We start from the raw sequence: 19,276 nt of genomic DNA on the forward strand, positions 1-19,276 counted from the left end.
CGCCATGGCGCGTCGGGTCACCGGGGGCCGTCGGCCGGCCACCGTCGGGACGGCAGCCCCCGCACGAGGGTCCGGGCCGCCGCGAACTCTTCGCGGCTCGCCTGCTCGGCCTGGTCCACATAGCCGTACGCGTCGTCGCCGACGGGGATCCGGACGGGCAGGGGCACGTCGGCGGCCACCATGTCGAGGACCGCCGCCGCGAAGTCGTCGGGGTGGCCGGTCTCGGGGTTGTCGGCGACGCCGCGGGTGCCTTCCAGCATCTCGCGATTGGTCACGTCGTAGGCGGGGACCCGGTGGCGCGCCTCGGCCAGGGAGATGCCGTAGCGCGTGGCGAACATGCCCGGTTCGAGCACGGTGACCCGGATGTTGTGCGGGGCGCCCTCGATGGCCAGGGCCTGGCTCATGCCTTCGAGAGCGTGTTTGCCGGCGACGTAGGCCGCGAGACCGGGGAAGGCCATGCGGCCCACCACCGAGGAGACGTTGAGGATGTGGCCGTTCCCCTGGGCCCGCATCAGCGGCAGGACCAGCCGGGTGAGGCGCCAGGGACCGATCAGGAGGGTCTCCAGCTGGTCGCGCAGCTCGGTGTCCGAGACCTCCTCGACCGCGCCGAAGAGCCCGGCACCGGCGTTGTTGACGAGGATGTCGATGCCGCCGAGCCGGTCGGCCGCGGTGCGCACCGCCTCCTCGCAGGAGGCGGCGTCACGCAGTTCGAGGCGGAGCGGGACGACGCGGTCCGGCCAGGCGGCGGCCAGTTCGTCCAGGCCGGCGGTCCGACGGGCGGTGACCGCCAGTGAGTGTCCGGCCCGCGCCGCGGCCGTGGCCAGCGCGCGCCCGAGGCCGGAGGAGCATCCCGTGACCAGCCAGCGTCTCCCCATCGTTCCCCCGCCCTCATCGACTCGCTTCGGCGGGCCGTGGTGTCCGCGGTGAGCGAGGCGGGGTCGCCTTGCCGTCCGTCGGCCGTACGCGCCGTTCCGCCGCCGCGCCGGTCCCGTGCCCGTGTCGTCCTGCGCCGCTCGGGAGCGAGCAGGGCAGGGCAGTCCGCGAGGACTGCGACTGCCCGGTCCGAGGGAGCAGTTCATAGTCACGGGGTCTTGGGCGCTCGGCCATCCCTCGTGCGGAAGCACGCGCGGGCGCTCCGTCGCACGGTGGGCGCAGAGCGTGGCACGAGCGGGTCCGAGGCGGACGTCGCGGCCGGGCCGTTCGTCGGCGTTCGTCGAGGGCGGTTCGGAAGTGGTCGGTTCCGGACGAGGCGTCCGGCTGGACGGTCCCGCGGGCGTCGGAGCGGCCGGCGGAGCCCGGTGACGCGTGCCGCGGTCTGTTCTGTCTCGGGCACCGGTGTGGAGTCGCCGTGCATCGCTCCTCCCTGCCGAGGCGCCCTTCCCTCGCGCGGCCGCCGCCGTCCCCGGCCCGGCCTGGACGGGGACGGCGGCGAGCCGGGGTGTCAGCCGCCGAGCTTGGAGGTGTCCATGACCTCGCCGGCCGGCGGGGCCGTGACGGTGACCGGCTCGTTGAACGCCAGGAAATCGAACGAGCCCGGCTCCTTGCCGCCCTTGACGGCCATCCTGAGCGCGTACGGCTCGCCTTCGGCCGCCACCAGGAGGGTCTGCGTCTCGGCGCCGTCCTTCCCGGTGAGCGTCACCGCGGACGTGCCGTTGACCTGGGTGTCCGCACCCCGGGTGAGGCGGGCTTCGTCCTTGTCCTTCTCGAACATCGTGTCGATGTCGCAGAAGGGGAACTGGTCGTCAGCCTGGCCCTTGCCCGACGGCATCTTGAGCCAGCGGCCCTTGAGCAGCTCCGTCAGGGCCTTCGTCTCCTCGGCGGACGAGCCCTCCTCGCCGCCCATCTGCTGCCAGAACTTCTCGTCACCCTTCATGTAGGTGGCGCCGCCGGCCTGACGGACGTCGGCGGCCGCGCCCCCGACGGTGAAGGTCCCCTGGCAGTCACCCTTCTTGGCGACGGCGAAGTCGAAGGTCATCTGCTTGCCGTCGGTGGTCATGCCGCCCTTGACCTTGAACGAGTCCAGCTTCGTCATGGCCACGCGGGCCTTTTCGGAGATCTGGGACCCGGTCAGACCCTTGAACGGATCGGCCGGCTTCGCGGGCGACGGCGTGGCGGAGGCGGAGACGGAGTCGCCTGCCCCCTTGTCGTCGGTCTTCTTGTCGTCTCCGCACGCGGTGAGCGTCGTCACCGCCGTCATGGAGAGGGCTGCCGCAGCCAGGAGAGTGCGCTTGTTCACCTTTGTTACCCCTTAAACAATCTGCTCGCTGGTCTGACTCGGCAGTCGCACAAAGGGATGCGGTGACCGGCAGGTGATCCGGATCACTTCTGACGTGGCCTACCGCCGCGGTTCGACCGTCTGCTCGGTCCAGATGGTCTTGGCCTCGGCCGAGTAGCGCGCTCCCCACGCCTCGGCCAGCTGCGCGACGATGTAGAGCCCCCGTCCGCCTTCGTCCGTGGTGCGGGCGTGCCTCAGGTGCGGTGCGGTGGCGCCCGAGTCGCTCACTTCGCAGGTCAGGGTGCGGTCCAGGATCAGGCGCAACTCCAGAGGCGGGGTGCCGTAGCGGATCGCGTTGGTGACCAGTTCGCTGACGATGAGTTCGGTGTTGAACGCGGTCTCCGCCGCCACGCTCCAGTCGGCGAGCTTGTCGGTGGTGAAGCCACGGGCCGATGCGGCGGCGCTGAGTTCGTTGCCCAGCGGGCAGGTGGCCACCCGGTCGGGCGGGAAGGCTCGGGTGCGGGCCAGGAGCAGGACGGCGCCGCCGGCCGCGGTGGCTTCCGGGAGAGCGCGAACGACGTCCTCGCACAGCTGATGGAGCAGCGAGTCGGTGAGTGCGCGGGCTCTGCGCAGCGGGCCGGTGGTGCTCTTCAGATGGGCGGTCAGCGCGCGGGTGGCGGGAAAGGCGACGACGCTGCCCGGTGGGATGCGGATGTCGGTCGCGGCGAAGGGGGCCTGGTCCCGGCTGCCGAGCCGGGGGCCGCAGGCGAGGTCCGGCTGGTCGACCGTGCCGTCGGGGTGGGCGATGACAGGGCCGGGGTGGCCGGCCCGGGCGATGGTGCAGGTCGTCGTCAGCGGGTCGTACACGGCGTAGACGCAGCCGGCGGTGAGCGGCAGGCGGCCGGGCGCCTGTGCCACCCCCTCGGTCATCAGGAAGTTCACGGTGTCGTTGAGCCGCGCGAGCAGGTCGGCGGGCTCCAGGCCGAGGGCGGCCAGTGTGTGGATCACCGTACGCAGTTGGCCCATGGCCGCCGTGGCGTGGATGTCGCCGCCGGAGACCGACCCGGTCACCAGTGCCGTTCGGGCGCCGGACAGGGGGATGGTGTCGTACCATGCGCTCTCGTCGCCGCCGGGACGGGTGATCCCGTCCACTTCGAGCGCCGCCTGAGAGGCGACGTGCGCCGGGGGCATGTGCCTCAGGACGGTGGCGGCCACCGAGTGGTCCCGTGCGTACCGTCTGGCGTTGTCGACGGACAGCGCGGTGTGCAGGGCGAAGTCCCGGGCGAGGAGTGCGTCGTTCTGGTCGTAGGGGCTTCGCCGGGCGGTGCGGTACAGGCTGACCAGGCCGATCACCCCGTCGCGCACCGTCAGGGGAACGACGAGGAGGGAGCGGACGCCTGATTCGCGGATGGCCCAGGCGATGTGCGGGTCGCTGTCCAGCCAGTCGGCTCCCGACGCGATGGCGACGGTCAGGGGGCGTCGCTCCGCCAGGGCCCGGCTGTAGGGGCTGGGGAACGGCAGGAGGCCCACATGCCCCAGCGGATGGGCCTGGGGCTGGTCCTCCCCCGCGCCGCTCAGGAAGGCGGACCGCCGCAGCGTGAGACGGCTGAGGAGCGGAGCGGGCGGTGGCTCGTCCCCCGCGACCACGGCTTCCACCAGCTCCACGACCACGACATCGGCGAAGACCGGCACGAGCGCGTGGGCCAGCTCTCGGCATGTCGCCACCATGTCCAGGGTGCGTCCCACGCCCTCCCGGACCTTGTCGAGTACGGCCAGCCGGGCCTGGGCCCGTTCCCGCTCGGTGACGTCCAGGACCGTGATGCACAGGCCGAGCACCGCGCCGTCACCGGCCAGGAGACGGAACGCGGACAGCTCGTACAGACGCTCCTGTCCCCCGTGGGCCGGCGGCCTCGCTCGTACGATCCGTCCCCGCACGGGCACGCCGGTCTCGAGCACCCGCCGTGCGAGAGCCTCGGCGACGTCCGTGTCGATCACATGGTGGGAAGCGGGAAACGCGCGTCCCACGACGTCTTCTTCCCGCATGCCCTGCATGGCGGGTGTCGCGGTGTTGATGCGCACGACGCACAGCTCGCTGTCCAGTACGGCCAGCCCGACCGGCGCCTGGGTGAAGAGTGCGTCCAAGACCACGGCCCCGGCGTCGCCGGCGCCTGGGAAATCATCGGCGTCGGCCACGGAGTCACCTCCTTCGCACCCCGAAGGCAGTGCCCTTCCGGTGTACTCCGGCACCGAGAACCTGGCCACCGCAGAGCTTCCCGGACGGCAGGCCGGATGCGACCGGCAAGCGGAATCGGTGGCCGGGTGGAACGATGGTCAATGGTCCTGGCACCTGAATCACCGGGGAGCGGACATGGAGATCAAGCCGCAGGCAGCCGTGATCCCCGACGACACGCGGCAACTCGAACAGGGCAAGTACGGCCCCATCTTCCCGAAGACACCGGCGTGTTACGGCTTCACCATCGTCGCGGACGTCAAGCCGGGGCGCGCGGACGCCATCCGCGGGTACGGTCAGGCGCTGGTCGAGAAACTGGAGCAGGATCCCGAGCTCCTCGAACCCCTGAAGCTGCACTACCTGCGGTGGGTCCTGTTCGACGACGACAAGCGCTTCATGTACCAGGGAATCTTCGACACCGACTTCGACAAATACACCGAGGACGCTGTCATGCTGTTCACGAAGGCCGGTGTGAACACCGTCTTCGAGAACCTGGAGGGATTTCCCGAGGACTGGAAGACGAATCCCGACGCGTTCGTCAGGTTCGTGCGGGCGCATCACTGTCCGAGCTTCCTGGAATACGGTGAGTATCCGTATGTGACGGGGGACGAGATCAAAAAGGCGCTGCGGGTCAAGAGCGCTCTGTCCGAGATGCTCGACCAGATGCAGTGAATGGGCACCGCGATCGGAGACGGTCGACATGAGCGAGGCCAGGACCGCGCGCACCTACAACCAGCGGCACGTTCCACGGAAGTACACGCCGGGTGGGCGACGGGTGAGCGTCTACGTCTCCTGGAGCTATCCGGCCGAGGCCGGCCGGTACGCGACCGAGCTGGACAACCGCTTCTCGACGATGACCGAGGTCAGGCGGGTGGCGTGGCCGACCTACGAGGAACCTCAGTGGTCCGACCCCTACCGCTTCCAGCAGGGCATAGCCGGTTCGCTCGAGCTGTTCTTCTGGGCCTGGGTGCCGTTCCAGGACTTCGTCGAGGAGGTCACGGGCCACCCCGTACCGGTGTACCAGCGCATCGACCAGGCGGGTTTCCACACGCCCCTGGACGAGCGGGTGCTGGCGGACACGGACGTGCTGTTCGTCTTCGGGCTGGACCACATGGTCACCGAGCAGGAGGCCCAGCCCGGTGAGATCGAGGCGCTGCGGGAGTTCCTCGGCCGCGAGGACGTCCGGCTGGTGCTCGGCCCGCACCACGACGTCGGGGCCTCGGACGATATGAAGGAACGGGACATGGAGTACCGCCACCACGGCGATCCCCTGGTCCCCCGCCAGCAGAGGTTCGCCACCTACGTCAGGGATCTGATGAAGGGCCTCGGTGTACCGGTGATGAACCGGTACGGCCTGCGTCCCGCCACCGGTCAGGGCAACCAGATCGCCCCCCTGTCCACCGTAGGTGACCTGGACGGCAAGGGGTGGCTGTCCGGGGTGACGAACTTCAACTTCCACATGCACCTGCCGCACTACGAGGTGACGACGGACCGGCCGGACAGGATCCGGGTCCTGGCCCGGCAGCCGATCGACATGTCCAGGCCGCATCCGTTCACCGAGGCCGGCAACACCGAGTTCAACATGTTCCTGTGGATGCCCCCGGGCGGGGACCGGGCCGGGGACGTGCTGCTGGCCGACTCGACGATCTTCAGCTCCTTGTTCGGCGGTGATGACAGCCTGCGCAACTTCTGGCGCAACCTCGTCTCGACGTAGTGCCGCAGGGAGGCGAACCGTGAACGGGCCCGCGGAAGTCAAACTGGAACTCGACGACATCCAGCGTGGAGTCATCAGCCCCCGACCGACCCCCTACGCCGCGACGTACCTCCTCTTCCGCATCGACGAACGGGCCGACGGCAGGGAGTTGATGCGCAGGGCGAGCGCCGCGGTGACCTCCGCCGCGGAATCGGTCAGTCCACTCGGGGAGACGTGGGTCAGCGTCGCGGTCACCTGTACCGGCCTCGCGGCACTCGGTGTGCCGCGCGCGTCGCTGGACACCTTCGCCTGGGAGTTCCGGCAGGGGATGGCGGCCCGCGCCAGGGCCCTCGGCGATGTCGGGGAGAGCGGCCCGGAGAACTGGGAGGCACCTCTCGGCAGCCCGGACGTCCACGTGGTGATCAGCGCGGTCGCACCCGACCCGTTCCTCCTGGATGCCGCCGTCGACCGCGCCCGGCCGGCCTACGACCGCCTCCCCGGTGTGACGGCCGTCTGGCGGCAGGACTGCTACGCCCTGCCCACCGAGACCGAGCACTTCGGCTACCGCGACGGCGTCAGCCATCCGGCCGTCGAGGGCACCGGCATCCCCGGGTCCAACACGCGGGAAGCCCCGTTGAAGGCAGGTGAGTTCATCCTCGGCCATCCCGACGAACTCGGCGGTGTGCAGGCCCCCCGGCCGGACGTCCTGGGCCGCAACGGCAGCTACGCGGTCTTCCGCAAGCTGCATCAGAGGGTCGCCGAGTTCCGGCGCTACCTGAAGGAGAACTCCGTCGACCCCGCCGACGAGGAGCTGGTCGCCGCCAAGCTCATGGGCCGCTGGCGCAGCGGAGCCCCCCTGGCGCTCGCCCCGCTGCACGACGATCCCGCGCTCGGCGCCGACCCGCTCCGCCGCAACACCTTCTGGTACGAACAGGACGACCCGGCGGGGTTCACCACTCCCCGTGGCTGCCACATCCGGCGGGCCAACCCTCGCGACGCCTCGGTGGCCGGCGAGGTACGGCTGCACCGCATGATCAGGCGTGGCGCGGTCTACGGCCCGCCGCTGCCGCACGGGGTCCTGGAGGAGGACGGAGCGGACCGCGGCCTGATGTTCGCCTTCATCGGCGCGCACCTCGGGCGCCAGTTCGAGTTCGTACAGACGGAATGGATCAACGACGGCGTCTTCTTCGGAGGCGAGGACGCCAAGGACCCCGTCGCCGGATCCGCCGACGGCACCGCCGGCTACACCATTCCGCGACGGCCGCTGCGCCGCCGCCTGGCTCCCCTTCCCCGGTTCGTCACGACCCGTGGCGGTGAGTACTGCTTCCTGCCGAGCCTGAGCGCCCTGCGCTGGCTGGGAGAGCTCCACGACTGACCCCGGCGGAGCGCACCCTGCTTCGACAGCGACCCGGCCAGGTTGTTCAATGACCGGATGACACCGGACGCCACCACCTCCACCTCCGCCCTCACCTCGCCCATAGGCGGCCGCGGCCTGCGGCTTCGTCGGTGGGATCCCTCCGCCGAGACCGATGTCGAGACGTTCCTGCGGGGCTGCTCCGACCCGGACTTCCAGCGCTGGAACACTCCGCTGCGCCCCATCACGGATCTTGCGGCCGCCCGCGCCACCCTGCTCGGCAAGGCCGAGGCGGCCGAGGCCGGTACCGAGGCGTCGTTCTGCGTGGAGGACGCGGACAGCGGCACCCCGCTGGGCCACGTCGGCGTCAACCGGATCGACCGCGCGATGCGGTCCGCCTGCGTCGGCTACTGGGTACTGCCCGAGGCACGCGGCCAGGGGGTCGCCACCCGCGCACTCACGCTGGCCACCCGCTGGGCGTTCACCGGTCTGCGGCTGCACCGCCTGGAACTCGACCACGCCGTCGGCCACGAGGCGTCGTGCAAGGTCGCCGAGCGATGCGGTTTCCGCTACGAGGGGACGCTGCGCGGCGCGATGTGGGAGGAGGGCCGCAGGGACGCCTTCCGTGACTGCCATCTGCACGCCCGCCTCGCGACGGACCCGATGCCGTAGCGGGCACGGGCGGCGAACGCCACTATGATCTTCGGCCTGGTCGAGGAGGGGCTCGGATGGCGTTTCAGGAACATGTGGAACGGGTCGCCCGCGAGGTCGTCGGAGCGTTCCCGGCGGACCGCGGGATCTACGCGGTGACGTTCCGCGTCGACAGCGTCGATCAGGATCCGCGGCTTCCGTACGTGGCGATCGGCTACACGACCGAGGCCGACGCCACGGCATCGGCGCGGCAGACGTCGGACGCCTGGGAGGCACGCTGGAGTTACGCGTTCTTCCCGGAGACGGGGCTCGAAGGCGTCAGGAGCGTCGGGCGTGATCCTGACGGTGCGCGGGCGCACCGGCGGGAGGCCGAGTCCCAGGGGCTGTGGTACGGGGACGACGACGAGCCGGACGGCCGCGACGAAGGCCTGGTCGAGTGGTTCTACGAGGTGTGCGTCGCGGCGGCCCGGCACCTCCACGAGAGCGGCCGGATCGTGGAGGCGCTGGGACGGCCGGTCCCGGTGATCCTCTACGACATGTTCGAGCCGGACGCGATGTTCGAGCTGACGTCGAGTGCCAATCCGGCCGAGCTGACCGCCGGCTTCATGGCCGCAACCCCCTGAGCGACGGTCACCGCGTGCCGCGCCGCGTCACGTGTGACAGCGGTGTACGGAACGTGTCACAGAGCGCGTACCGCCAGGTCCCGCCGCTTCCGCACGGCCCCGCCGGGTGGGATGTTTACCGGCCGGAGCGGCCCGCGGCGGGCCGCACGCAGTGATCGGGGGGACACCTTGACGCACCGACAGCACCGCACCGACGACGGCGGAACCGCCGTGGGAACGCGAAGAATCGGCACGGCCTGTGGAGAGGGCACGGCGCGGCGCCGCCGGGCGGCGGCGATCGCCACCGCGCTCGCCATGGCCGTACCGCTGACGCTCAACGCCGCGGCAGACGCGGGAGCGGCGACGGACCACCCGATCGTCTTCGCCCGCTACACCGCGGCAGCGCCCGTCGAAGACCTCTACGCGATCTCCACCGGCGGCGGCACGCCCGTCAAACTCACCCACACCGCCACCGTCAGCGACGTGATGCCCAGCTGGTCCCCGGACGGCAAGCGGGTGGCCTTCGTCCGCTACGGATCCGGGGGCGCCATCGACGGCATCTGGACGATGAACACCACGGGCGGCGGCCTGAAGGCCGTCCCCGGCACCAAGGGTGCCTCCGACCCGGCATGGTCCCCGGACGGCAAGCGGATCGCCTACGCCAAGCCGGTCGGCACCCAGCGTGAGATCTACGTGGCCGACATCGACGGCACCCCCGCCACCCGGCTGACCCACACCGCGGCGGACGACCTGCATCCGACGTGGTCCCCGGACGGGAAGTACCTGGCGTTCAACCGCGCGGACGCCGGCGGGCACAGCAGGGTGATGCGGATCCGGCTGTCCACCCTGGTCCAGACGGCGGTCACCGCGTCCGGCTCCCACGACTGGACGCCCGACTGGTCGCACGGCAACCGGATCGTCTTCAGCCGTGTGGACTCCTCGGGCTTCGCCCACCTCTACGTCGTCCGGCCCGACGGCACCGGCCTGCACCGCATCACCGCGTCCCGCTCCAACGACAAGTACCCCTCGTGGTCCCCGGACGGCCGCCGCCTGGTCTTCACCCGCGGCGGCGGGGACGACGCGGATCCCGAGCACCTGTTCCTGGTCCGTGCCGACGGCACCGGCCTGACCCAGCTCACCAAGACCGACTCCCACGACCTGGAGGCGGACTGGCGCCCCTGACGCACTCCACGGCCTGAACCAGGGTTCACCGGCGACCGGTCCGCAGGGGTCGGTCGCCGAGCCGGGCCGACGGCGAGGAGGACGAGGTCGCGTCGTTGCTCTGTTCGTGGTGCGTCCCGACCGGTACGGGCCGGTGGCAAGGGGGTCAGTCGGCCGGCCGTTCGTTGTTCTTCGCGAGCAGCGGGTTGGGGTCGTCGGCACGCGTGACGAGCACGACTTCGCAGGGATCGACGTCGATGACGGGCACCAGGGCGATGTCCTCGCGCACGGCAGCGCGTCGATCGCCGGCAGGGAAGATCGCGACACAGTGGCCGGTGGCGATGAGTTCCAGCTTGTCCTCGAAGCTGTCATCGATCGAGGGCGGGGGTGGTGCCGGGCGGTCGCCGACCGGCTTGGGCGTGCTCCAGACAACCGGAGTGCTGACGCAGGCCACCAGTTCCTCGTCCGACAGAGCCCGCAGGCTGACGGGTTTCTCGTTCGCCAGATGATGACTCGCCGACGTGAGGAGTACCCGCGGCTCCTCACGGAGCTCGGTCACCCGGAAGCCGTCCGTGGGCCAGGGCAGGGGTCTGTATGCGACGAGGGCGTCGACCCGCCCCTCGGCGAGGACGTGCGTGTCCCGCCAGTCGAGGTGCCGGGTGCGGACCTGGCCGTCGGGATGCCGGCGGCGCAGGGCAAGGACCCGATTGCCCGGGACGGCTCATCGAGGCGGTCCCGGCCGCCAGGCACCCGGACCACCGCCCCGCCACTCCACCCAGCTCGCTCTCGCCACGTCATCCGGCTCCACATCGGGCATGCCGGCCGCGCGCAGGAACTCGGCGATGTCGAGCAGCGTGTACGCCATGCCCAGGAACCGGTCCTCAAGGCGCACACGCCGCCCGCCGTCCCCGGCGGGCTCGTACACGATGACACGCACTGTCATGCCACCAGCGTCACCGAGCAACCGCACGAGCGCGCGTCGTGAGCAGCGCGGCACGGTTCACGCGCCCGGGCCACGACGCCCGCGGCTTGCCCCGTCGTCTGCGCGCGATCACCTCTTCACCAGGTTCTGGATCAGCCGGGCGATGTCCTCCGGCGCCTCCTCGGCCATGAAGTGACCCGCCCGTGTGATGACGTGCCGAAGGTCGGTGCTCCACGGCCGCCAGGTCTCGGCGCCGTCGAAGCCCAGGTGCCGGCCCCAGTCCTGCTGGACGACCGTGACCGGCATGGTGAGCCGGTTGCCGGCGTCGAGGTCGGCCCGGTCGTGTTCGATGTCGACGGTCGCGGTGGCGCGGTAGTCGGCGACGATCGACACAACGGCGCCCCGGCACGCGCGCAGGTACTCGGCGCGTACGTCTGCCGGGATCGCGTCGGGGCTCGTGGACCAGGCGTCGAGGAAATGGCCGAAGAACGCGTCGGCGCTGCCCGCGATCATCCGCTCGGGCAGACCGGGCGGCTGGGCCATCAGGTACAGGTGGAAGGCCACCGCCGCACCGGCCCCGTGCAGGACGTTCCAGGTGTCCAGAGTGGGAAGGATGTCCAGGATTCCCAGGTGGCTGATCCGGTCCGGGTGATCAAGTCCGGCCCGGAAGGCGACGTGCGCGCCGCGGTCGTGCCCGACCAGCGTGAACCGGTCGAAGCCGAGTGCGTCGGCCAGGCGGACGACGTCCGCGGCCATCGTCCGCTTCGAGTAGGTGTCCGCGCCGACCGCTTCCGGCTTGCCGCTGGCGCCGTAGCCGCGGAGATCGGGGCAGATGACGGTGTGGTGGCCGGCCAGGAGAGGAGCGACATGCCGCCACATCAGGTGGGTCTGGGGAAAGCCGTGGAGCAGCACGACGGCCGGTCCCTCTCCGCCGACCGCCGCGTTCAGCTCCACGCCGTCGGCCACAGCGGTGGACCTGGTCTCGAAGCCGGGGATGCCGATGCCCATCGTCGTCGTCTCCTTGTCTCGGACTCGTGAGTCGCTTCCGTTCACGCGGGGGGCGCGTGACGCACAGGGAGGATCCGGGAGCCGGATCAGCAGCGGATCAGCGGCAGCGCGGTACCGACGACAATGAGCCCATGGAGATCCTCGTCAACGTGCTCGGGCCGATCGAGGTCACGGATACCGAGGGCCGTCCTGTGCCGGTGGGCAGCCGGCGCCGCCGCGAGCTTCTGGGTCGGCTGGTCGCGGCCGGCGGCCGGGCCGTCCCGCTTCCGGTGCTGATCGACGATCTCTGGGAGGACCCGCCGCCCACGGCGGCCGGGACGGTCCGCACCTTCGTAGCCGAGCTGCGCCGTGCCCTCGAACCGGATCGGCCTGCGCGGACCCCGTCGCGCACCATCGAGACCGTCGGTACCGGATACGCCCTGCGGGTTCCGCGGGCGCGCGTCGACGCCCACCGGTTCGAGGACACCCTGCGGGCCGTGCAGGACGGACCCGGCGGCCAGGCTGCGGGCACGGGTGCAGGTGCGCTGAGCGAGGCGCTGTCGTGGTGGCGGGGCGAACCGTACGCGGACCTCGACGCCTCGTCCTGGCTGACGCCGGAGCGCGCCCGGCTGACGGAACTCCACCGTCAAGCCGTCGAGCTGCGCGCCCGGGCGACGCTGGACCTCGGACGTGGCGCGCCCCTCGTCCCCGAGCTGGAGGCGTTCGCCGCCGCGCACCCGTGGCGGGAGCATGCCTGGGTTCTGCTCTCCCATGCGCTCTACCAGGCCGGCCGTCAGGTCGACGCGCTGGCCTCGCTGCGCGGCGCGCGAGCCGTGCTGCTGGACCGGTTCGGACTCAGTTCGGCGGACGGCCTCGATCATCTGGAGCGCGACATCCTTCGGCAGGCTCCGCATCTCACGCCCGCGCCTCAGGACGAAGACCGGCTCCGCCTGCTCACGCGCACGGAAGCGGCGGGCACCTACACGCGGCTGCGCTCGATGAGCACCGTCGCCGGGGCCGCCGCGGTCACCGGCGGCACCAACCTGGTACTCGCCCAGAAGCAACGCGCCGCGGCGGCCGCGGAAGCGGAACGGACCGGGGATCCCCTCCTCACCGCCCGGGTGATCGCGGCGTACGACGTACCCACGATCTGGACGCGCGCCGACGATCCCGGCCGGTCCGAGGCCCTGGTCGCGACCACTCGGCGCACGCTGCACCGACTCGGCCCCGGAGCTCCGCCCGCGCTTCGGGCCCGTCTCCTCGCCACCGTCGGGCTGGAGCACCGCGGAAGCCGGGACCGCTGGGCCGCCGAGGCGGCGGCCGAAGCCGAACGCCTCGCCCGCGGCCTGCACGACCCCCACGTGCTGGTACTCGCGCTCAACGCCCGGTTCGTACAGTCCTTCCAGCACCCGGGGCGCACCGGTGAACGCGACGTGATCGCCGACGAGCTCATCGCTCTCGCCGCGCGGCACGATCTCCCGGTGTTCGAGATCCTCGGCCATCTGATCAAGATCCAGGTATGCGCGGCCCGCGGCGCCACCGAACCCGCGCAACGCCACGTCGAGGCGGCCGAGCGGCTCGCCGCCATGCACGATGCCCCGCTCGTGCACGTGCTCACCGCCGCGTTCCGGACCATGCGGCTGGCAGAGCGCTCGAACGACCCCGCCGAAGTGGCTCTCGCCCATCGCACCCTGGCCGACGACCTCGCCGGTGCCGGCATGCCCGGGGTGGAAGCCGGCATCCTCCCGCTCGCGCTGCTCTCCCTCCGTATGCGCCACCGCCGTCCCGCGCCCACGGACCCCGCCCTCGACTGGGGCCCCTGCCGTCCCTGGGTCCAGCCGCTCCTCCACCACGCCCACGGCCGCCTCGCGGCGGCCCGCGAGGCCGCCGCCGCCCTGCCCACTCCCCCCGCGGACCACCTGTACGACTCGCTCTGGGCCGTCACCGCGCACACGGCGGTCCTGCTCCAGGACGCATCACTCGCCGCACGCGCGCACGACGCCCTCTCCCCCCTGCGCGGTGAGATCGCGGGCGGCACAACGGCCATGCTCAGTTTCGGCCCCGTCGACGACGTCCTGACCGCTCTCGATCAGCACCTCGTCCGGCGATGACACCACCCTCGGCGCCGCCCACCGACGCGTCGTTCCGTCATGGGCGGAGCGGATCGCCGTCGCCGTCGCCGCCGAAGACGATGCCGGGAGTGCCGAGGGAACCGGACCGGGCGTTGCGGGCCGCGGAGAGTGCGGCCCCACGCAGCTTGTCGTGGTCGGGGCCGAGCCATCCGGCCAGTTGTCGGTTGGTCGCCGAATCGCCCTCCAGGACACCCAGCAGCAGGTGGGCGTCGCTCACCACGGGCGCCATGTCGCGTGCGGCCTGTCCGCGGGCGTGCTGGACATCGGCGCGCTCGGCCCAGTCGAAGGGGCGGAACGGGCCGAACTCGGTGGTGGTCAGGTAGCGCTGGAGCATCCGGCGCACGGTGTCGGCGAGTGCGGGGCGGACGGAGTCGAAGCACGCGGCGGTCCTGCCGTACGGGACGGACAGCAGGGCGAGCAGCAGGTCAGGGGTGACGAAGGCGCGTTGTGACGTGCGGCAGACGTCCCTGGCGGTGTCGAGAGCCTGGCGCAGCGGCTCCGCCAGAGGGATCAGGGGCGCGGCCCCGCCGTGCACCGCGGCCGCCAGGGCCTGGAAGGAGGTGTCGAGCCGCTCGAGCCGGGTGAGGACGACGCGGGGGAACAGCGGACTGTCGATGGCGGCGGCCGCTTGCGTCACTTCGGCGCGGATGTGGACGAAGAGCCGCTCGATCAGGTGGTCGAACGCCATCGGAAAGGTGTCGGGGTCCAGGCCGGCCCGCTCGGCGGCCTGACGCCAGATCAGCAGAGCACCGCTACGGTCGCCTACCGGGGCCCCCGGCTCTGCGCCGGCGCCGGGGTGAGCCGGGGCGGGATCCGGGTCGCCCGGTGGGGCAAGCAGGGGGATGTCATCGGGGTCGGCTTCCTCCACGAGCCGTTGCAGCAGGCCGAGGACATGGTCCGCCTCCTCTCGGGTGGCGCCCTCCTCCCGTACGTCGTCCACCGCACGCTCCAGCGCCGTACGGCAGGCTTTCTCCAGGGCACGCCGCTCCGCCGGGCCGAGAACGACTCTGCCCAGCCGGTTGCCGACCGGTCCGAGGAGCAGCCGGACGAGCGCTCCGGCCACCGGCGTGACGAATTCCAATGTCGGCTCCTCTCAGCTCCGGCCGAGTGCGGCGGCACGGGACGCCGCCTCCGTCGCGTCCTGCGGGCGGTCCAGTGCGCGATAGCAGTCCGCGAGCATCAGCAGGACCAGGGGCTGCACGGGATCCAGCGCCAGCGACTTCTCGAAGGCTTCCGCGGCTTCGGTCGTCTCCCGCTTTCTGAGATGCACCCGTCCGAGCACCGCCCAGCAGGCGGCTTCGGTGGGCAGCAGTCCGACGGCTCGCCGGGCCGGGACGAGAGCCTCGTCGAGGCGCTCAGCACTCATCAGCGCCTCGGCCAGTCCTCGGTGCCTGAGCGGGTCGAGTGGCTGCTCGTCCGTCAACCGCTGCCAGAAGCCGACGGTGTACTCCCGGTCTCCGTGCAGGAAGCGGGCGATGGGGTCGTCGGCGGCGGGGTCGTGCACGTGGGACAGGGACACGATCTGCCCGAGTTCCCCGCGCAGAGTGACGAGCAGACGCTCGACGTCCGGCGGCGTCCGGTCCGCGTACGCGTGGCTGCGCGGGGGTGCGGTCCTGCGCAGGACGAGGGCGGTGGGGCTGCCGGCCGCCCCCATGCCGCGCCGGTCGACCTCGGCTCGCAGGAAGCTGGACAGGGGATGGTCGTCCGCGACCAGCTCCCATCCCGCGGCGGTGGCGATCGAGCGCACCCGTCGCGCGCGCTCCCGGTCCTTGGTGTCGACGAGCAGCGACAGTACGTGGCCGGAGAGGTCCACCCTGTCCAGTCCCGCGGCTCGTTCGGCCGCGTCCCGCAGCCGGTCCAGTGTGCCGTCCCGCACCTCCCGGGCGGGAGCGGTCGTGTCGCACCACCGGCAGCGCAGGTCCTTTCCCGCGTCGCGGTTGGTCAGCACCGCCCCGCCGCATCCGGGACAGCGGGTGAAGTAGAACGGGGTGTCCCGCAGTTCTCCGCGTGGATACTCCACTCCCATGCGCACGCTGAATCGCCGGAGGTTGTCGGTGAAGGCCGCCGCGTAGTGGCCGGGCTCGGCGTCGCCGGCGAGGTAGAAGTCGACCGTGTAGAGCTGCGTGTGCATGTTCATGCGTGCGTTGAGGAACGGCGTGGCGGGCGAGAGCGGCGCCTCTCCCCGCGGAGCCGCGCCGGCCGGGTCGGGGGTTTGCCGGGGGACGGCGTCGCAGGCTCCGGCGGACGCCGGCCGCGCCGGGGGCGTGGCGGACGCGGCGCCGGATGCCACGGCGGGAGCGGGGGCGGGATCGGGCAGGCCGGCCCCGGTGGAGTCCCGGCCGGGCTCGGCGATGCCGCGGGCCAGGTCGACGGCCGTGTTCCAGAGGGTGGTCGCGTCGGCCTCTCCGAGCTCGTCGCGCGCCGCCGCGTCCAGCGCCAGCGCCTCGTCGGTGCGCTTCATCAGTAACTGGCAGGCCAGGAAGCGGACGTACCACTCCGGGGTGGACAGCCCCTGGGCGTGCGCCATCTCCAGGGCCTGCCAGGCGGTGTGGATGTCGCGGAGATGGTCCATGCAGACCACGGCCAGCCGGAACTGCAGGATGGTCTCCTGCGGGGCGACCTCCAGACCGTGCTGGTAGGCGTCGACCGCTCGGGCCCACTCGCCCAGTTCCTCCAGTGCCCGGCCCTGGTTGCCCCAGGCCTGCCACGCGTCGGAGTACTCGGCGGTCACCCTGGTCAGCAGATCCAGCGCCGCCTGCGGCCGGTCGGCCGCCAGGTGGACGGTGGCCAGGTTGCTCAGGACGGCTACCCGCATGTCCGGCGGCGCCTCGACGGCCAGGACCTTCAGCAGTTGCTCGGCCCGCTCCAGGTCGCCGAGCCTCTTGTACGAGAGCGCCACTTCCACCTGGCACGCCCACCCGGTTCGCGTCGGCAGCCCCATGTCGAGCGCCTGCCCGAAGGAGAAGAGGGCCTCGTCGTCCTGCCCCAGCAGCGACAGCGCGGTACCGCGCCGGTAGCGCAGTGTGGCCGTGACCCGTTCGGGCGGAAGGGAGTCGATCTCCTCCAGACCGAGCTGGGGCTCTCCCATGCCGAAGAGACTGACGATCCGCTGTTCGTCGAGTTGGGCCTGCTGCTCGGCCAGCACGGCGGCCAGCGCGGCGCTCTCGTGCATCAGCATCAGCGAGGACATCGGCTCATGGGTGTCCGCGGCGGTCCGCACCCTTTCCACGACGACGCCGAAGTCCCTCGGCCGCTGCTGCGGACGCGGGGCGAGGCAGTCCCGGGCGAGTGACATCAGGGCGCCGCCGAGACGGTCGTCCGCCGGGCCGTCCGACGGCGGGGGCGCACTCGGCAGTGTTCCGGAGCGGTGGGCGGCCTCCCACTCCCGCTTCCCGGCCACCGTGTACGGGGTGTGTCCGGTGAGCAGTTCGAACAGCACCGTGCCGAAGGCGTAGACGTCCGCGGCCACGGACGGCTCGGCGTCGGCGTCCCAGCACTCGGGCGCTCGATAGGCCCAGGTGCTCTCCAGGTCCGAGGGGCCGTGCCGGCCGGTGACCCGCGACAGGCCGAGGTCGGACACCAGGAGCCACCGGCCCAGTACGAGGAGGTTCTCCGGCTTGAGGTCGCCGTGGACGAGACCGGGGATCTTCCGCTGGGCGAGGTGCATCCCCACGGCGGTCTGGAAGGCCAGGGGCAGGACCGCCGCGGCGGGCAGGGCGGTGCCGTCGGTGAGCAGGTCGCGTACGGTCCGCCCGCCGAGCGGTCCGGGTGGGACGACCGGCATCACCACGAACGGACGGCCCTCGAACGTCTCCAGGGAGAGGGCCGGCATGATGTGCGGCAGCCCCGTCAGCCGTGACCAGAGCACCACCTCGCGCACGAAGGCATCACGGACCGCACGGTCGAAGAAGAACCGGCGTTGAAACGTCTTCAGGGCGAACTGCGGTGTGTCGCTGTCCCGTTCCCCGCACAGAAGCACCTCGCCCATGCCTCCGCGCAGGATCTCGTACACCAGCAGATGCTCGCCGAGGCTGCCGATCGGCTGCTGTCCCGGCGGCTGTTGCACGTCGGCCAACGGAAAGTCGGCAAACGGGTTGCCTGGAGTGTGCCGCTCCATCCGCCCTCCCCCTGGGCCGTGCTGTCGGCCCATGATGCGGGCCGTGCGGAGAGCGTGTCGATACCCTCCCCGCTCGCAACTTCGTACCAGTCCCGGGCGTCCTGCTCGGCCCCCGTCGGATCGGGCCACCGCTTCAACGGCGGGCAGCCACCCATGCGACCCGGCCCCGCCCTCGCCCCTGGGCTGAGCAGCGCGGACCGCTCACTGACCGACGGTGGCTCTGCGCTGCGCCTGTTCGTACTCGGTGAGGGGGTCGCCGCCGGTCTGCCAGGGCCAGGCGGTGACATTCCCGCCGACCGCCTCGAACACCGCACGGGCCTCCGCCCGGCGGTCGCCGGCCATCAGTGCGTAGGCCAGGAGGTTCAGGTCGGCGAGAGTCCTGGCGTGCCGGAGGAATCCCGGCTGACTCCAGGTGTGCACCACCCGGTCGAGCGCCTGGGCCGCCATCCCCTGGGACCAGTGGGTCCGTGCCACCAGTGCTTCGTAGCCGCCCCGGCCGAGGATGGCGTGGTACTGGAAGACCTGGGCGGTGAGCTCCGTCGCCACACAGGGGGCGTTGGCCGGCACACGGGCGACCAGCGCGTCGACGAAGTCCAGTACCTGCAGCCGGGAACCCCCTTCTTCCGGGGTGAGATAGGCCAGCATGGTCATGTACGCCTCGCGGTTCCAGCGGTCCCGGGTGAGCACCTCGTTCCACACCCCGAACACCTGGGGCTGCCTCCAGCGCTCCCAGCGGGCCACCTTGAGCAGGGCCACCCAGGGGGTGGGATCGTCCGGCGCCAGTTCGGCGGCGCGCAGACAGCTGTCCGCGGCGTCCGACGTGTCGCCCCCATGATCATGGGTGCGGGCCTGCTCGACCTGGGCCCACGCATGCAGCACGAGCGCGGTCGGATTGCGGGGCTCGCGTGCGGCCCAGGACTTCGGCAGGTGTGACGCGGAGAGGAAGTCGGCCAGGACGCCGAGGCGATGGGCTTGGCGGTCCCAGTCACCCTGGTCCTGCTCCAGGAGCCGGGTCATCTGCGCCGTGCACAGGTCGGTGGTGGCGATGGTTCCCGTCCTGGTCGTCGCCCGCAGGGACTTCAGCAGCCTCCCCAGCTCTTGGTCGTCGAGTTCCGGGGCGAGACGGGCTCGTTTGCGGCGGCTTGAAAGAAATCCCATGTGCGGAGGCTAAAACGGATCACACTACGCACAAGGGCTACGCCGAGATCGTTA

General features: G+C 71.6%; 16 protein-coding genes. 7 read left to right on the plus strand and 9 right to left on the minus strand.

The window, feature by feature from the left end:
• Positions 1 to 17: 17 nt before the first annotated feature.
• From FHS34_RS10730 to FHS34_RS10740, 3 genes are all read right to left on the minus strand, one after another.
• Positions 18 to 875: an SDR family oxidoreductase gene (locus FHS34_RS10730; RefSeq protein ID WP_184963602.1), complete on the minus strand. Its 858-nt coding sequence runs from the start codon at positions 873 to 875 to the stop codon at positions 18 to 20.
• Between the two features lie 566 nt (positions 876 to 1,441).
• On the minus strand, positions 1,442 to 2,236 hold the full coding sequence (locus FHS34_RS10735; protein ID WP_184963604.1) for a hypothetical protein: 795 nt from the start codon (positions 2,234 to 2,236) through the stop codon (positions 1,442 to 1,444).
• 99 nt (positions 2,237 to 2,335) lie between these two features.
• Complete coding sequence (locus FHS34_RS10740; RefSeq protein ID WP_184963606.1) at positions 2,336 to 4,408, minus strand: SpoIIE family protein phosphatase; 2,073 nt, start codon at positions 4,406 to 4,408, stop codon at positions 2,336 to 2,338.
• Between the two features lie 40 nt (positions 4,409 to 4,448).
• Between FHS34_RS10740 and FHS34_RS10745 the strand changes: the two genes are divergently transcribed.
• From FHS34_RS10745 to FHS34_RS10770, 6 genes are all read left to right on the plus strand, one after another.
• Entirely contained in the window at positions 4,449 to 5,117 is a 669-nt protein-coding gene (locus FHS34_RS10745; protein ID WP_225817336.1) for a hypothetical protein, read from the plus strand.
• A 28-nt stretch (positions 5,118 to 5,145) separates the two neighbouring features.
• Positions 5,146 to 6,159 (plus strand): hypothetical protein, encoded by a 1,014-nt coding sequence (locus FHS34_RS10750; RefSeq protein WP_184963608.1) that lies wholly within the window; start codon positions 5,146 to 5,148, stop codon positions 6,157 to 6,159.
• 19 nt (positions 6,160 to 6,178) lie between these two features.
• Complete coding sequence (locus FHS34_RS10755; protein ID WP_225817337.1) at positions 6,179 to 7,513, plus strand: Dyp-type peroxidase; 1,335 nt, start codon at positions 6,179 to 6,181, stop codon at positions 7,511 to 7,513.
• 57 nt (positions 7,514 to 7,570) lie between these two features.
• Positions 7,571 to 8,164 carry a GNAT family N-acetyltransferase gene (locus FHS34_RS10760; RefSeq protein WP_184963612.1) on the plus strand — a complete coding sequence of 198 codons (594 nt, stop codon included), beginning with the start codon at positions 7,571 to 7,573 and terminating at the stop codon, positions 8,162 to 8,164.
• A 56-nt stretch (positions 8,165 to 8,220) separates the two neighbouring features.
• Positions 8,221 to 8,766, plus strand: coding sequence for a hypothetical protein (locus FHS34_RS10765; RefSeq protein ID WP_184963614.1), 546 nt, complete (start codon positions 8,221 to 8,223; stop codon positions 8,764 to 8,766).
• Between the two features lie 210 nt (positions 8,767 to 8,976).
• Positions 8,977 to 9,927, plus strand: a complete 951-nt coding sequence (locus FHS34_RS10770; RefSeq protein WP_184963616.1) for a beta-propeller domain-containing protein — start codon at positions 8,977 to 8,979, stop codon at positions 9,925 to 9,927.
• A 145-nt stretch (positions 9,928 to 10,072) separates the two neighbouring features.
• Here FHS34_RS10770 and FHS34_RS10775 read toward each other — a convergent pair whose 3' ends face one another.
• The 3 genes from FHS34_RS10775 to FHS34_RS10785 form a co-directional block, all read right to left on the minus strand.
• Entirely contained in the window at positions 10,073 to 10,600 is a 528-nt protein-coding gene (locus FHS34_RS10775; RefSeq protein ID WP_225817403.1) for a substrate-binding domain-containing protein, read from the minus strand.
• Between the two features lie 27 nt (positions 10,601 to 10,627).
• The gene (locus tag FHS34_RS10780; protein ID WP_184963618.1) at positions 10,628 to 10,849 is read right to left on the minus strand and encodes a hypothetical protein; all 222 of its coding nucleotides are present in this window, start codon (positions 10,847 to 10,849) and stop codon (positions 10,628 to 10,630) included.
• 108 nt (positions 10,850 to 10,957) lie between these two features.
• Positions 10,958 to 11,836, minus strand: coding sequence for an alpha/beta fold hydrolase (locus tag FHS34_RS10785; RefSeq protein ID WP_184963619.1), 879 nt, complete (start codon positions 11,834 to 11,836; stop codon positions 10,958 to 10,960).
• 131 nt (positions 11,837 to 11,967) lie between these two features.
• On the opposite strand from FHS34_RS10785, the gene FHS34_RS10790 reads away from it, so the two are divergent.
• Positions 11,968 to 13,926, plus strand: a complete 1,959-nt coding sequence (locus FHS34_RS10790; protein WP_184963622.1) for an AfsR/SARP family transcriptional regulator — start codon at positions 11,968 to 11,970, stop codon at positions 13,924 to 13,926.
• Positions 13,927 to 13,963: 37 nt separating this feature from the next.
• Here FHS34_RS10790 and FHS34_RS10795 read toward each other — a convergent pair whose 3' ends face one another.
• From FHS34_RS10795 to FHS34_RS10805, 3 genes are all read right to left on the minus strand, one after another.
• Entirely contained in the window at positions 13,964 to 15,028 is a 1,065-nt protein-coding gene (locus FHS34_RS10795) for a hypothetical protein (RefSeq protein ID WP_184963624.1), read from the minus strand.
• Positions 15,029 to 15,040: 12 nt separating this feature from the next.
• Positions 15,041 to 18,013: a protein kinase family protein gene (locus FHS34_RS10800; protein WP_184963626.1), complete on the minus strand. Its 2,973-nt coding sequence runs from the start codon at positions 18,011 to 18,013 to the stop codon at positions 15,041 to 15,043.
• Between the two features lie 252 nt (positions 18,014 to 18,265).
• The gene (locus FHS34_RS10805; RefSeq protein ID WP_184963628.1) at positions 18,266 to 19,222 is read right to left on the minus strand and encodes a hypothetical protein; all 957 of its coding nucleotides are present in this window, start codon (positions 19,220 to 19,222) and stop codon (positions 18,266 to 18,268) included.
• Positions 19,223 to 19,276: the final 54 nt, after the last annotated feature.

The organism is Streptomyces echinatus, from assembly GCF_014203595.1.
Lineage (GTDB): Bacteria > Actinomycetota > Actinomycetes > Streptomycetales > Streptomycetaceae > Streptomyces > Streptomyces echinatus.